The sequence below is a fragment of the Erythrobacter sp. GH1-10 genome (assembly GCF_045363165.1).
GTDB lineage: Bacteria > Pseudomonadota > Alphaproteobacteria > Sphingomonadales > Sphingomonadaceae > Erythrobacter.
This window is the reverse complement of sequence record NZ_JBJFLP010000001.1, coordinates 686,731-701,320: the sequence shown is the minus strand read 5'-3', so window position 1 is coordinate 701,320 and position 14,590 is coordinate 686,731. Positions and strand designations below refer to the sequence as shown.

Here is a 14,590-nt window from a genome sequence, read left to right as displayed (position 1 = left end):
CTCTATTCGGTCAGCGTGCGCGTTACGCGATAATCCGCCAGCGCCGCCATGTAGGTCAGCCGCCACCGCACCCGGTTGAGGCAATTCGCCTTGCGCTCGTACCATTTTTGAGTGACCGGCATGCTCGCCCCCTCGAGGTGGTCGATCAGCTCGCGCAAGCGCGCCGCGAGTTCCTCGTCGTCGACCCGGACCATCAACTCGACATTCAGCCGCACCGAGCGCTTGTCGAGATTGGCACTGCCGAAATAGCTGATCGAATCCACCACGAAGAGCTTCATATGGAGCTTGCATGGCTGGAACTCGAAAATCTTCACGCCGGCGCCCAGCAGGTCCTTGTAAAGCAGGCGCGCGACATCGATCGCAGCACCGATATCGGACTTGCCCGCGGCGATCAGGCGCGCCTTCCCCCGGCGTGCGACCCGCGCCATCACCCTGCGGGTACTGCGCGGCGGGGTGAAATAGGCCGTCACCATGTCGAGCCGGGTCGCCTTGATCATGTCGTGGCGGAAGCGCCAGGCCCAGCGCCCCTTGCGGATCAACGGGCCGCCGACGAGCAATTGCACAGGCCCCTCTCCGGGCTCCCAATCCTTGACCATCTGCCGGATGCGGAGGAACTGGGCACTGTCGTTGTCGGTCCACTCATGCACCAGCGAGAACCACTCGGTGAACTTTTCGACAACCGGGCCTTCGATCGAGACCGCGAGATCGCACCAGCCGTTATCGTCGGGCGGCTTGAAATAATGATCGGAAACATTGGCGCCGCCGGTTATCACCTTGGTGCCGTCGGCGATGAGGAATTTCTGATGGTTGCGGATCAGGTAACGCACGTTCCAGCGTGCAGCGAAAATCTCGAACTTGCCACCGGCCTCGACTAGCGGCCTGAAGAAGCTGCGCGGCGCGTCGGTTCCGAAATCGTCGACGATGAGATGCACGTCGACCCCGCGCCGGGCAGCATTCACCAGTGCATCGCGCACGACAACGCCCGATTCGTCATCCTGGAACATGTAGTAGAAGATTCGAAGTGATTGCCGCGCACCGGCGACCGTCGTGAGCAGCGCCTCCAGCCGGTCTAGCCCGCGCGGGAGAAAGGTGAACACGTGATCCGCTGCCTCGACCCTGAACGGGTCGGGATCACGGTATTCCGCGGGCGGATTTTCCGGTTCCGGTCTGGTCATGGCGTCGGTCACCAGCGCTCCATGCGCGTTTGTTGCGCGCGATGCAAAATCTTGACTCTCGGCAGTGCCGACCCTAGGTGCATCGCTCTTTCAGACAAGTAGTTTCGAAAAGGCCCGTACGATGGCACGCGTTACCGTTGAAGATTGCGTCGACAAGGTTCCCAACCGTTTCGACCTCGTCCTGCTCGCCGCACAGCGGGCGCGCGAAATTTCCGGCGGCGCAGAGCTGACCATCGATCGCGACCGCGACAAGAACCCCGTCGTCGCGCTGCGCGAGATCGCCGAACAGACGATCAAGCCCAAGGAACTGCAGGAATCGCTGGTCACCAGCCTCCAGAAGATCCTTCCCGACGACGAAGACGATGCGGATGAAATCGGTTCGCTGAGCCAGTCGGCCGAGGCACTGCGCATCACGGCAAGCGCTCCGACCCGTTCGACCTCGATCGGAGCCGATTACGACGGCTGACCGCGACCGGCGTGATACCGGGGCGATCTGTCCCAATTCGAGAAGGCCGCCGGCAAGGCGGCCTTTTTCGTATCCGCTCCGGCTATCGCCTTTGATGACACCAATGCGACGCGTCGGAGCAGGCCTTGCCAAGGGGCTGTCCGGCGATATTGGCGTTGGTGTAATCGGCGTGTCACACAAGAGGATCCGGCAGGAAGCGCGACTACAATGGCTTCGATCGCAGTCTACAGCGTCAAGGGAGGCGTCGGGAAAACGACCTTTGCGGTCAATCTCGCCTGGTGCGCGGCGACCATTTCGCGCCGCCGCACGCTGCTGTGGGACCTCGACCCTGCCAACGGCTCGGGCTTTTTGCTCGGCGTCGATCCCAAGAAGAAACGCACGGCCGAAAGCGTGTTCGCCGCCGACAGAACGCCGTCCAAGCTGATCCGTAAGACCGAGTTCGCCAACCTTCACCTGCTTCCGGCGGACGAGAGCATCCGCACGCTCGATCGCCAGTTCGGCAGGATCGGCAAGAAGAAGCGGCTGGCCAAGCTGACCGATGGCTTGCGCAAGGACTACGACCGGATCGTGTTCGATTGCCCGCCGGTGCTCAACGAAGTGAGCACGCAGGTGATGCGTGCATCCGACCTCGTGATCGTGCCGCTTCCGCCTTCACCACTGTCGACCCGTGCGTTCGAACAGGTGGTCGAGGAGGTGCGCGGCAGCGGCAAGAGCCATCCCCCGATCTTGCCCGTGCTGTCGATGCTCGACATGCGCCGCACGCTGCACAAACAGGCGCGCGCGGCCAACCCGACCTGGCCTGTGGTCCCGCTTGCGAGCGCGATCGAGCAATGCGCGGTCCTGCACCAGCCGGTCGGCGCCTTCGCCCCGCGTTCCCCCGGCGCGCGCGCATTTGCGCAGCTCTGGACCGCGATCGAACGCAAGCTGGCATTGAAGAAGCGCTAGAGCGCCCTTTTCCAAGGGACATTCTTCGTCCTATAGACCGGACCGGATCGAGGGGGCGTGATGAGCGACGTAACCGAGGGTATCGGCACTGCCATCGAAGGCGCGCTGCTGGGCGGCGCGGTCGAGAGAAAGGACGGCGGGGAAGGGCTTGCCGCGCAGGGCGAGGGGGCCTGCCTCAACTGCGGCGAGACGCCGCTCGGCAACTACTGCCAGAATTGCGGCCAGAGGCGCCATGTTCATCGCACGCTATCGGCGATCGGGCACGACCTGATCCACGCTGTGCTGCATCTCGATGGCAAGTTCTGGCGTACGCTTCCGCTCCTGCTGTTCAAGCCGGGTACGCTGACCCGACGCTATATCGAAGGCGAGCGCGCCAAGTTCGTCAGCCCGATGGCGATGTTCCTGTTCAGCGTCTTCGCCATGTTCGCGGTGTTCCAGGCCGTCGGCATCAGCGCACCGGCGGATTTCAGGGGTGGATTCGATGTCGGTACGACGGCGGCTACGCTGCAGCAGCAGGGTCAGGCGGAGAGCGAAAGACTGCGTGAGCGGATCGCCGCGCTGCCCGAAGGCGATCCACAGAGGGTCGAACTCGAAGAGAATCTGGCCACGCTCGAACGGGTGATCGAGGGCTCCAGCGCCGTGGCCGAAGCTTCGGCGAGTGACGGGGGCGGCTGGGAGCTAAACCTTACCGGGATCGAATCCATCGACCAGGGTATCGTCAAGAAGTGGAACGAGAACCCCGGCCTGATGCTCTACAAGATGCAGGCCAATGCGTATAAGTTCAGCTGGCTGCTGATCCCGCTATCGGTTCCCTTCGTGTGGCTGATCTTCGCCTGGAAGAGGCGGTTCAAAGCCTATGACCACGCGATCTTCATCACCTATTCGCTGAGCTTCATGTCGCTGCTGTTCATCACGGCATCGATCGTGATCGCCGTGGGCATCCCGGTGGCGCCGGTGGTGCTGGCGATGATGATCATTCCCCCGTTTCACCTCTACAAGCATCTGCGCAAGACCTATGAGATTGGGCGCTTTTCGGCCCTATGGCGACTGCTGGCGATCAGCCTGTTCATCTGGATCATTATCCTGCTGTTCGTCCAGACACTGATGGTGATCGGCGCGTTCTAGGCCCAAGGAAAAGGCCGCCCGGATCGCTCCGGACGGCCCTCCTGGCTCCATGCGGGGGTGTGCGGGTCAGGCGCCTTGCGGGGCTTCGCCGCTACCGCTGAAGCGCTTTCCCGCCTTCGGGATTGCAGACCCGTGCGACGGTTTGATCACGCTAGGACCCTTGGGCTCGTCGGGACGGTCGATCTTGCCGTCTTCGAGCAGTTGGGTGATTTCATCGCCGGTCAGCGTCTCGTATTCGAGCAGCGCCTGCGCGAGCAGGTGGAGCTTGTCCTCCTGTTCGGTCAGCACGTCGGTCGCTCGCTTGAGACCGCCTTCGACCAGTTCCTTGATCTCGGCATCGATCAGCTTGTTGGTTTCCGCTCCCGCCATGGTGCGCGAGGTCTGGCCCATGCCGAGATAGCCTTCCTGGCTCTGTTCGTACATCAGCGGGCCGAGCTTGTCGGACATGCCCCATTTGGTGACCATGTTGCGCGCAAGGTCGGTGGCATACTGGATGTCTCCGCTTGCGCCCGATGAGACCTTGTCGTGGCCGAAGATGATTTCCTCGGCGACACGGCCACCCATCGCGACCGCAAGGTTCGCGTGCATCTTGTCGCGGTGATAGGAGTAATTGTCGCGTTCGGGCAGGCGCATCACCATGCCCAGCGCACGGCCGCGCGGGATGATCGTCGCCTTGTGAATCGGGTCCGATGCGGGTTCGTTGATGCTGACAAGCGCGTGACCGGCCTCGTGATAGGCCGTCATCTTCTTCTCGTCGTCGGTCATGACCATGGAGCGGCGTTCCGCGCCCATCATGACCTTGTCCTTCGCATCCTCGAATTCCTGCATCGCGACGAGGCGCTTGTTGCGGCGTGCGGCCAGCAGCGCGGCCTCGTTCACGAGGTTTGCGAGATCAGCGCCCGAGAAGCCAGGCGTACCGCGCGCGATGGTGCGCGGGTTCACGTCGGGCGCCAGCGGCACCTTCTTCATGTGAACGCCAAGGATCTTCTCGCGCCCGTCGATATCGGGGATCGGCACCACGACCTGGCGGTCGAAACGGCCCGGACGCAGCAGCGCGGGGTCGAGCACGTCGGGTCGGTTGGTCGCCGCGACGATGATGATGCCTTCGTTCGCTTCGAAGCCGTCCATTTCGACGAGCAGCTGGTTGAGCGTCTGTTCGCGTTCGTCGTTCGAGTTACCGAGGCCGTGGCCGCGCGAACGACCGACCGCGTCGATTTCGTCGATGAAGACGATGCAAGGAGCATTCTTCTTCGCCTGCTCGAACATGTCGCGCACGCGGCTTGCACCGACGCCGACGAACATTTCGACAAAGTCGGAGCCCGAAATGGTGAAGAACGGCACGCCGGCCTCACCCGCGATCGCGCGGGCGAGCAGCGTCTTACCGGTACCGGGCGAGCCGACCAGCAGCGCGCCCTTCGGGATCTGTCCGCCGAGCTTGGAAAAGCGCTGCGGGTCCTTGAGGAATTCGACGACCTCTTCGAGTTCTTCGCGCGCCTCGTCGATCCCGGCGACGTCTTCGAACGTGACCTTGCCCGAACGCTCGGTCAGCATCTTGGCTTTGGACTTGCCGAAACCCATCGCGCCGCCGCCGCCGCCTTTCTGCACCTGCCGCAGCGCGAAGAACGCGATGCCGAGGATGAGGATGAACGGGAGCGACTGGATCAGGATGTAGAGCAGCAGGTTCGGCTCCTCGCGCGGCTTGCCCGAGAACTTGACGTCGTTTTCCTGCAACAGCTGGGTCAGCTGCGTGTCGGTCGGCACCGGAATGGTCTGGAAGGTCTGCCCGTTCTTGAGCGTCCCCGTGATCAGGTCTTCGCCAAGCGACACTTCCTGCACTTCGCCGCTTTCGACCTGATTGCGGAAGTCCGAATACTGGATCTGCGTGCCGGGGTTCTGACCGGCATTGCTGAACAGCGAGACGACCAGCAGGAGGGCAAGAAAAATGCCGCCCCAGATCATCAATTGCTTCACCCAAGGGTTCTGGCCCTCGGGCGGCTGCTGGTTCGGATCGTTCGGGTCACTCATGATGAGGGGATTCCTTTCTCGTCCGATTATGTAGGATCGAGCGTGTGAATGGCAAGATAATGCGCGAGTTTGCGCAGGACGCTTATTTTCGAACAGAGCGGTGCAAAATTTCGATCAGTCACCGTCTGCCGCCCCAGGTCCGTAGGCGGTAAGGAAGACATCGACCGCTCCGGCGATCCTCCGCCGGTTGTCTTCGTCCGCAACCTCCGCGCCGAATCGACGTTCGAGATCGCCCATGCCCTTGCACATCGAGACGAATTGTTCGGCGGCGAGATGGGGGTCGTCGATCTCGAGCTCGCCGCTCTCAGAGGCAAAGGCGAGATAGGCGCTGAAAGCCTGCTTCATTCGCCACGGCCCCGCTTCGAGGAACGCCTTGCCGAGCGCGGGTTCGTGCTCGGTTTCGGCGGCGATGCGGCGTTCGAACTGGATCATCTCGGGGCGGTGCAGGAAGGCGTGCATCGCCTCCCCGATCACCGTCAGCCGCTCGCGGATCGATCCCGCCGGCATCTGGTCGAGGCTGAAGTGGCCGCGCATCTTCTCGCATTCGCGCTCGACCGCGGCGGCGAACAAGCCGCGCTTGTCGCCGAAATGGTTGTAGACGGTGACCTTGGAAACGCCCGCATCGGCAGCGATCTGCTCGATCGAACTCGCCGCGAAACCGACATCGAAAAAGCTCTGCGCTGCCGCCTCCGCGATCGCCTTGCGTTTGGCAAGGTCGGACGGGCGACCGATCTTTTTCGGGTGGGTGGTTGACAAAGTGAACGGCTCCGTTCAATTAAACGCGACCGTTCAATATTTAGTGATTCCCTTTTCCAAAGCAACCCTTAGCCCCCTCCGAAGGTTCCCCCGATGCTCTGGATCGCCATCCGCATGCTCACCGGCGATGCGCAAAAATTCTACGGCCTGCTGTTCGGCATTGCCTTTTCAACCCTGCTGATCACCCAGCAGCTGACGATTTTCGTCAACCTGATCGAACGCGGCGCGAGCGGCGTCTACAACGCGCCCGAGGCGGAAATCTGGGTGATGGACCCGGTCAGCCGCACGACCGACGTCAAATACGAAATGCCCTCGACCGCGCTCGACGAAGTGCGCTCGGTCCCCGGTGTCGAGTGGGCGGTCCCGCATCTGCGCGCCAATGCGGCTGTGAGGACAAGCACCGGCGACCTGGAGGGCGTGGCGATCATCGGCGTCGACGATGCGACGCTCATCGGGCTCCCCGAACGCATGGTCGAGAAATCGAAAAGCGTCCTTTCGCAGCCCGATACGGTTGTGATCGACGATGTCGGGATCAACAACCTGTTCGAAAACGGAACCGATCCTATCGGACAGCGGCTCGAACTCAACGATCAGCGCGCGGTCATCCGCGGCGTTGCGGATGCGATCCCCAGCTTCACCAGCCAGGTCACGCTCTATACAAAATACAGCCAGGCGCTGAATTACGTACCGGGCACGCGCAATCGCCTGAGTTTCGTCCTCGCAGGTGTAAGCGACGGTCTCGATCCGGCCGATGTCGCCGCGCGGATCGAAGAGCAGACGGGCCTGAAGGCCGAAACGCGGGACGATTTCGCACGGGCCGGGATCGATTTCATCATCCAGAACACCGGCATTCCGACCAATTTCGGGATCACCGTGGTGCTCGGATTCGTCGTCGGGGTCGCCATCGTCGGCCTCACTTTCAGCCTGTTCATCCGCGACAACATCAAACAATTCGGGGCGCTCAAGGCGATCGGCGTCACCAATGCCAAGATCGTGCGGATGGTCGCGGCGCAGGCCGGGCTGGTCGGGTCGATCGGTTATGCGCTGGGCGTGATCGGCACCGTTCTGTTTATCTGGGGCTTTTCGGGAAATCCCTTCTTCAAGGGGTTCTATATCCCGTGGCAAATTCCGCTCATCAGCCTCGGCGCGGTGATCGTCATCCTCGCAATCACAGGCTGGCTGGCGCTGCGCAACGTGTTGTCGACCGAACCGGCGGCGGTTTTCCGGTGAGCGGCGGCAAACCCATGGACACCTCGGAAATCGGCGGCTGTTCGCCGGAGGCGGCCATCTGCGCGCGCAATATCGTGCGCGATTTCGAGGCGGGTCAGTCGACGATCCGCGTGCTTCACGGGATCAGCACCGACATCAAGCCGGGCGAGATGACCTATGTCGTCGGCGAGAGCGGATCGGGCAAGACCACGCTGATCTCGATCATGTGCGGAATCCTGTGGCCGACCGAGGGAGCGGTCCGGGTGTTCGGAACCGATATCTACGAACTCTCCGACACCGAGCTGGTCAAGTTCCGGCTCGAGAACATCGGCTTCATCTTCCAGCAGTACAATCTCATCCCCTCGATCGATGCCGCGGCCAATGCCGCAGTGCCGCTGATCGCGCAGGGAATGCCGATCGACGAAGCGCGCGAAAAGGCAAAGGAGCTGCTCGAAGCGCTCAATATCGGCGACCAGGCGGACAAGCTGCCGAACCAGCTTTCCGGCGGGCAGCAGCAGCGCGTCGCGATCGCCCGCGCGCTGGTGCACGAGCCGCGCCTGGTCGTGTGCGACGAACCCACAGCCGCGCTCGACGCTTCCTCGGGCCGCCGGGTGATGGACCTGCTGCGCGAGGTCGCGGTTGCGCCCGATCGCGCCTGCATCATCGTCACCCATGACAATCGCATCTTCGATCTCGCCGACCGTATCCTCGTGCTCGAGGACGGCCGCGTCACCCATGACGGCACTGAAATGCCGGACGACCATTAAGCCCGCAGCGAACCGAGACCCCTTATGGCAATCAACCTCTCCAATCTCAGCTTCTCGCGCCAGATCCTGCCGGTGATCGCAGTGATCGGGATCATCGCGGCGGTGTTCTACATCGTCAGCGATTTGCCCGATCGCGAGGTCGCAGAACCCCAGCAGCAGCCCGCCAAGGCGACCGGAGACCTCGCCAATGCCCCGCGTGTTGCGGGATCGGGACTGGTCGAGCCTGCGAGCGAGATCATCGATATCGGCTCGGCGCTTTCGGGACTGGTGACCGATGTCCGCGTCGAGCCGGGCGACCGGGTCGAGAAAGGCGAACCGCTGTTCCTGGTCGATGCCCGCGCAGCCCGCGCGCGTCTCGCCGAAGCCAACGCCGCGATTGCCGAGGCACGCGCCGCGATCAACGAAGCGCAAACTGCCCGTGCGACGGCGCGCCAGCAGCTCGCGCTGTACGAAAGCATCGACGATCCCGCCGCTGTCAGCCGTTCCGAAGTGATCCGCGCACAAGGGGAAGCCGATGCAGCGACAAGCCGCCTCGGGGTCGCCCGCGCCCGCCTTTCCGCCGCGCAGGCGCAGGCCGCCAGTGCCCGCACCGAGATCGGCCGCCTGACCGTTCGCGCACCGATCAGTGGCGAGATCCTTGCGGTGAATATCCGCCCGGGCGAATTCGTCGCGACGCAGGGCGGCGGAAATGCCGAACCCTTCATCCAGATGGGCCAGACCGATCCGCTGCACGTCCGCATCGATATCGACGAGAACGAAGCGGTGCGGGTCAAGCTCGGTGCCCAAGCGGTGGTCTCGCCGCGCGGCGCCGCCGAAATCCAGGTGAAAGCCAGCTTCGTGCGTGCCGAGCCGCAGGTCGTCCCCAAGCGGCAACTGACCAACAGCGCCGCCGAGCGCGTGGACGTGCGGGTGCTGCAGCTGATCTATGCGCTGCCCGACACGCAGGAGTCGGAGGTGTTCCGCGTCGGCCAGCAGGTCGATGCCTTCATCCCCGCCAACAAGGCTGCGGATGAGGAGGGCTGAGCCGATGCGCACCCCTGCCCCGCTCCTTCTCGCACTGGCGCTCGGCGCTTGCGTTGCGGGACCACCGCCCGAAATCGCTACGCCGACGCCGGAATTGCCGCAGGACTTCTTCTACCGCGGCGACGCTGCGACCGAAGCCTCGCTCTCCGCGCTGCTGCCGAGCGACGATCCGGCCTATCAGGCGCTGTCCGAAGCCGCGCTCGCGAACTCGCCCGGCCTCGGCGAAGCGCTCGCACGGGTCGAGGCGGCACGCGCCGGCGCGCGCCGCGCAGGCGCCGAACGATTACCCAGTATCGGTGCGGAAGCGAGCATCACCGGCCAGCGCACCAATCCCAACCAATTCGGTGGCAACAACCCGTTCGCGCAGCAAATCGACACCGAGCAGGTTTCCTACGGCGCCAACCTCACCGCGCGGTGGGACCCGGACATTTTCGGTCGGCTGAAAGCGCAGGAACGCGCCGCGATCGCGCGGATCGATGCGGCCAGCGCTTCGGCCAGCGCGGTGCGGATCGCGCTGCTCGCCGAAATCGCCGGAAGCGTGATCGACTGGCGCACCATCGAAGCCCGCACCGCCGCGCTCGAAGCCGATGTCGAAGCGGCACTCCGCCTCGCGGCGCTTGCCAAATCGCGCGAGGATGCAGGCATCTCGCCGGGCTTCGACCGGGTTCGCGCCGAGGCGCAAGCCAGCGCCTCGCGCTCGCGTCTCGCGGCGCTCAGAAGCGAGCAGGCACGCATCGTCGGGCGGCTCGTCACCCTCACCGGAAACGGCGCGGCGCAAGTGAACGCAGCGCTGTTGCAGCCGGGGCCGGCGCTTGCCCCCAGCCCCGCCCCGGCTGCACAACCTTCCGATCTGCTTGCGAACCGCCCTGATGTCCTCGCCGCTGCAAGCGAGCTCGCCGCGACCGATGCCGAGCTCGCTTCCGCCGCGCGTGCACGCTTCCCGCGGATCACGCTCTCGGCGGTGGTCGGCTTGCTTGCCTTCGATCCCGGCGACCTGTTCGACGAAGACTCGACCGTCGGAACGCTCGCCGCCGGAGTGGCGGCACCGCTGCTCGATTTCGGTCGGATCGAAGCCGAGATCGATGGCGCCGCCGCCAACAAGAAAGCCGCCTTCGCCGCCTATCGCGGTGCCGTGTTTCAGGCGCTCGGCGATGCCGAGGCCGCCTACGGCCTGACCGAAGCCGCCGACACCGAGGCGGTGCTGGCCGTGAGGGAACGCGACGAGCTCGAGCGCGCCGCGAGCCTGGCAGACACCCGCTACCGCGCGGGGCTCGCCAGCTTCCTCGAAGTGCTCGAAGCGCGCCGCGCCGCCGATGCGAGCGGTGAACGCGCCGCCGCTGCGTTGGGCCGCGCCGCGCGGGCGCGGGTGCTGCTGTGGCAGGCGCTCGGAGGAGAGCCTATCCGATAACTCGCTCGACCAGCCAGAAACTCCCGGTCATACCGATGGCGTAGGTCGCGGCGCGGATCGCCGGAGTTTCGAGCAGCGGGGCTGCGCGCCGGAGCGCAGCAAGCAGGGCAACAAGCGCGGCGATCACCAGCAACTGACCGGCCTCGACCCCGATGTTGAACGCCACCAGTGCCGACGCGATTTCGCCCTGTGGCAGACCGATCTCCGCCAGCGCCCCGGCAAACCCGAAGCCGTGGAGCAGGCCGAAGGCGAACGCGACGAGCCACGGTGCGCGGCGGGTCAGGGTGATGTGTTCGGGATCGCGGATCGCGCGGATGACCTCGACCGCGAGGAACACGATCGAAAGCGCGATCAGCGCCTCGACCGGACGGCTCGGCAGGCCGGTATAGCCGAGCGTGGTCGCGACCAGCGTGATCGAATGCGCGAGGGTGAAAGCCGTCGCCGCACCCGCCACCGCCCAGCCGCGCCGCACTAACAGCACCAGCGCGATGACGAACAGCAGGTGATCCCAGCCCAGCAGGATATGCTCGGTCCCGATCGCGAAATAATCGCGCGCGACCTGCCAGCGATCGGGTGCGGCGGCGATCATCGCGGTCGGCGAGTCGGCGGTGAGACGAAAGGTCTGCACCGGGCGATCCAGCGGCACGAACCGCGCAAGCGCATCGGCATTGCCCAGCAGTTCGCTCAGGCCGAAGCCCTGGCCCGACAGGTCGCCCTCGCATCTCAGCCGCGCGCTGCCAAGCAGGTCGAGCGGCGCCGCGCGCACTACCGGTTCGCTCGCCATCGTGCATCCTTCGGGCAACACCGGCTCGGCCAGCGGAAGCGCGGTTCCGCGAGGCCCGGCGCTAACCGGGAGCTTCCATTCGAGCGTGAATTCGCCCGGCGAACGTTCGGTCAGCTCGATCACTGCCGGGCGCAGCTCGTCCGCCCATGCTGGAGCGGCGATCAGCCCGAGCAGCAGCGCCAGCATCCACCTCAACGGTCGATCTCGACCCGGTAGGCATTGCGGAGAAGCTGGTAGGCTTCTGCCTTGCGCCGGGCAATCTCGGCGCTGCGCCAGTCATTCTCGAGGCGTGGACGGATGCTCTCGAAACCGGTCTCGACAACCGAACGGCCTGTCACGCGTACGACGTGCCAGCCGAAGCCGGAGCGCACCGGCCCCGACCATCCCGAACCGGCTTCGATCCGCTCCACGGCTTGCGCAAACTCCGCGCCGAACCGGTCGCGTATGTCGCGCGGCGATGCGTCTTCCATGCTGGCGGGCAGGCTGATCGCTTCCCCCTCGGCCCCGTTTGACAATGCCGCCCGCGCCGCCGCTTCGGTTGCAAAATAGCGCTGTTCGAAGCTTATTTCCTGACTGCCCGCATAAAGATCCGCATTGTCGGCAAGGAATTCGCGCAGTTGCGCCTCGCTCGGCTCGGCAACTTCCGCCGCAGCGCCCGCCGCCATGTCCATCTTCGACACCAGCCGCCGCCGCACCACCGCGTCGCCCTGGTCGAGCCCGAGCCGCAACGCCTCGCGGTAGAGCACTTCGTCGCGGACATACTGCTCGATCGCGGCATCGAGCTCGGCATCGGTCGGCGCGCGGCCCATGGTGCGCTCGAACTGCAACGCAAGCTGCGCCTGCTCCCGTTCGCCCACTTCGATCACGCGTGAAGCCGGATCGACCGCATAGCCGCCACTCATCGCAATGAGGGCGTAGAGTAAGGCACCACCAAGAAGGAAGTGGACCAGCGGCTCGCGCGTCCAGCCGGGAAAGGTCATGCGCGGCTCAGGCGTTCGGCTTGAGCCAGATCGGCGAGGTGTAGGCGCGCTCTTGCGCGACCGCATCCTCCTGCGCCTCGGGCGACAGCGTGATCCCGAACCGCACCGCATCGAACAGCGTCCAGCGCGGGGTCGGAATTTCGAGCACGCGGACATAATAGAACGCGCGCTGGCCCTCGACGTAGTCGGGATCGATCCAGACGCTGCGCAGTTCGGCCGTGCCGATGGTGTTGGTATAGGTCGCCGTCTCGCGGTCGACCGTATCGCCGACCGCAGGCACCTTGCCGCCGACCCGCGCACGGCTCTCCATGTCGCTCCAGGTGACGTCGTAGACCCGTTCCTGCAAGTCGCCCGATGCGTCGATCCAGCCCTTCACCACCTGCACCCGGTCGAGGTTCGCCTCGTCGGGGTCCTTCAAAGCGGAGATCATGAAGCGCGGTGCCTCGCCCTGGTCCGCCAGCTCACCGCCCATCGGCACGCCGGTGGTGTAGCCCTTGCGCACCCAGTCGCCGCTCCAGTCGCTTTCTTCGAAATCGAAGCCCCCGAACACCCGCACGCTCATGCGCGGGCCCGTCGTCGCATAGACCTCGCGGCGCCGGAACGCGTCGAAGATCTCCGCGCGCGTGTTCCCCCTCGCCCACGCCGCCGCATAGCCCCCTGCAAGATAGTGCCAGCCGAACCGACCCTGGCGGGTACCAAGGTTCTGCGACCTTACCGCGCGATCCTCGTAAGAGGGTTCGTTGCCGGTGTGCTTGCCCCAGAAATTGTCTTCGTCGCCGGTGGCAAAGGCGGTGTGGCTGTCGGTCGATCCGATCATCCCGAAGGCGTAGGGATTGACGCCCAGCTGCTGCTCGAGGCTGAGCCCGCGCTTCAGCGCTTCGCGGGTGTAGGAGCCTGCGTACATATCGGGCGTCGCGCGGGCGGTGAGCGGCAGGTTGCCAAGCTCCCAGCCCTTGACGCCGAAGCCCGCCATCTCGTCATTGGGTGACAGGAACGAATGCGTCTCGCTGTCGCCCTTGATCTGGGTTACCTCGACCACCGGCTCAGCAGCGGCGCGCTTGGCGGCGTATTCGGCCGTCATCGGCGAGCCGTCGGGCATGGTCATTTCGAACATCAGCCCGTTCGACAGATTGCCGTTATGCGGGATCGCGAGCACCTGGCCTCCGGTGCTGGCTTCATAAGCACTCATGTAATCCCACAATTGCTCGGCGGTCGTGTCGATCCCGGGGAAAGGCAGCACCTGCCCGGTCTTGTCCGATCCGTCGCGAAACATCACCACACGGTGGAGGTTGTTGCCGTTCGGCATCAGGGTCCATTCGAACCCCGCGAAAGCCGTGAATTCCCCCGGCACATTGTAGCGATCGAGCAGGTCCAGCTGGCTGCTCCAGAGGTCCTTGGTGCCCTCGCGCTGCGCCTCGGGATCGGCAAACGCCTCGGGAACCTCATCATTGGAAACCGCTGTGATCAGTTCCGCAATCGCGAGAGTCGATTGCTCGGGGCTCTCGTGCATCATGTCGTACCAGCGCAGCACGGTCTCGTCGCCGATCACCCAGCGGACATACCAGCGCGGCGCATCGTAAAGCCGCCGGGTCGCGCCCATGGCGTCCGAATGGTCGGAGATGACGAGGAAATCGAGCGGACGGGCCAGCTGTGCCTCGCCCCCGGTGGTCGCGGTGACCTTTTCGCCGCGTGCAAACCGCAAAGCCTCTTCCGGTCCTAGGCGAACACCGAAGCCGAACGCGTCGACCGAATTGTCGGTGTGGAGGTGGGTGTCGCCCCAATAGGGCCGGTCGGGGAATTCGGCGAGCTCGATCGTGCCTTCGCCATCGCCGGTCTGAGACTCGTCGACCGGAGCGGCGCTGTCGCACCCCGCAAGCGCCAAAGCCGAAATGCCCGCCAGCGCGATCGAACTCCATGCGCGCATCAT

Annotated in this window: 13 protein-coding genes; 7 read left to right on the top strand and 6 right to left on the bottom strand. The window is 64.7% G+C overall.

Features of this window, described 5'->3' with window-relative positions; genetic code table 11:
- Nucleotides 1-2 precede the first annotated feature (2 nt).
- Nucleotides 3-1,187 carry a phospholipase D-like domain-containing protein gene (locus ACI5KX_RS03460; RefSeq protein ID WP_406809278.1) on the bottom strand — a complete coding sequence of 395 codons (1,185 nt, stop codon included), beginning with the start codon at nt 1,185-1,187 and terminating at the stop codon, nt 3-5.
- 109 nt (nt 1,188-1,296) lie between these two features.
- Between ACI5KX_RS03460 and rpoZ the strand changes: the two genes are divergently transcribed.
- The 3 genes from rpoZ (at nt 1,297) to ACI5KX_RS03445 (ending at nt 3,711) form a co-directional block, all read left to right on the top strand.
- Nucleotides 1,297-1,641 (top strand): DNA-directed RNA polymerase subunit omega, encoded by a 345-nt coding sequence (gene rpoZ / locus ACI5KX_RS03455; RefSeq protein ID WP_406809277.1) that lies wholly within the window; start codon nt 1,297-1,299, stop codon nt 1,639-1,641.
- A gap of 207 nt (nt 1,642-1,848) precedes the next feature.
- Nucleotides 1,849-2,586 (top strand): ParA family protein, encoded by a 738-nt coding sequence (locus tag ACI5KX_RS03450; RefSeq protein WP_406809276.1) that lies wholly within the window; start codon nt 1,849-1,851, stop codon nt 2,584-2,586.
- 60 nt (nt 2,587-2,646) lie between these two features.
- Nucleotides 2,647-3,711 carry a DUF3667 domain-containing protein gene (locus tag ACI5KX_RS03445; protein ID WP_406809275.1) on the top strand — a complete coding sequence of 355 codons (1,065 nt, stop codon included), beginning with the start codon at nt 2,647-2,649 and terminating at the stop codon, nt 3,709-3,711.
- Nucleotides 3,712-3,777: 66 nt separating this feature from the next.
- Here the strand turns inward: ACI5KX_RS03445 and ftsH are convergent, their stop codons facing one another.
- On the bottom strand, nt 3,778-5,736 hold the full coding sequence (gene ftsH / locus ACI5KX_RS03440) for an ATP-dependent zinc metalloprotease FtsH (protein ID WP_406809274.1): 1,959 nt from the start codon (nt 5,734-5,736) through the stop codon (nt 3,778-3,780).
- 114 nt (nt 5,737-5,850) lie between these two features.
- Nucleotides 5,851-6,492: a TetR/AcrR family transcriptional regulator gene (locus tag ACI5KX_RS03435; protein ID WP_406809273.1), complete on the bottom strand. Its 642-nt coding sequence runs from the start codon at nt 6,490-6,492 to the stop codon at nt 5,851-5,853.
- Nucleotides 6,493-6,585: 93 nt separating this feature from the next.
- Between ACI5KX_RS03435 and ACI5KX_RS03430 the strand changes: the two genes are divergently transcribed.
- Genes ACI5KX_RS03430 through ACI5KX_RS03415 form a run of 4 tightly spaced genes read left to right on the top strand, consistent with a single transcriptional unit; the run spans nt 6,586 to nt 10,899 of the window.
- Entirely contained in the window at nt 6,586-7,722 is a 1,137-nt protein-coding gene (locus tag ACI5KX_RS03430) for an ABC transporter permease (RefSeq protein WP_406809272.1), read from the top strand.
- A 14-nt stretch (nt 7,723-7,736) separates the two neighbouring features.
- The gene (locus tag ACI5KX_RS03425; protein ID WP_406809271.1) at nt 7,737-8,468 is read left to right on the top strand and encodes an ABC transporter ATP-binding protein; all 732 of its coding nucleotides are present in this window, start codon (nt 7,737-7,739) and stop codon (nt 8,466-8,468) included.
- Nucleotides 8,469-8,492: 24 nt separating this feature from the next.
- On the top strand, nt 8,493-9,491 hold the full coding sequence (locus tag ACI5KX_RS03420) for an HlyD family secretion protein (RefSeq protein ID WP_406809270.1): 999 nt from the start codon (nt 8,493-8,495) through the stop codon (nt 9,489-9,491).
- 4 nt (nt 9,492-9,495) lie between these two features.
- Complete coding sequence (locus ACI5KX_RS03415; RefSeq protein WP_406809269.1) at nt 9,496-10,899, top strand: efflux transporter outer membrane subunit; 1,404 nt, start codon at nt 9,496-9,498, stop codon at nt 10,897-10,899.
- On the opposite strand, the gene ACI5KX_RS03410 is transcribed toward ACI5KX_RS03415, so the two are convergent.
- From ACI5KX_RS03410 to ACI5KX_RS03400, 3 genes are read right to left on the bottom strand one after another with little or no spacing between them, the layout of a single operon-like run.
- Nucleotides 10,889-11,869 carry a HupE/UreJ family protein gene (locus tag ACI5KX_RS03410; RefSeq protein ID WP_406811313.1) on the bottom strand — a complete coding sequence of 327 codons (981 nt, stop codon included), beginning with the start codon at nt 11,867-11,869 and terminating at the stop codon, nt 10,889-10,891. The two genes, ACI5KX_RS03415 and ACI5KX_RS03410, sit on opposite strands and share 11 nt — an antisense overlap.
- A 5-nt stretch (nt 11,870-11,874) precedes the next feature.
- Nucleotides 11,875-12,663: a peptidyl-prolyl cis-trans isomerase gene (locus ACI5KX_RS03405; protein ID WP_406809268.1), complete on the bottom strand. Its 789-nt coding sequence runs from the start codon at nt 12,661-12,663 to the stop codon at nt 11,875-11,877.
- Nucleotides 12,664-12,670: 7 nt separating this feature from the next.
- The gene (locus ACI5KX_RS03400) at nt 12,671-14,590 is read right to left on the bottom strand and encodes a DUF3604 domain-containing protein (protein WP_406809267.1); all 1,920 of its coding nucleotides are present in this window, start codon (nt 14,588-14,590) and stop codon (nt 12,671-12,673) included.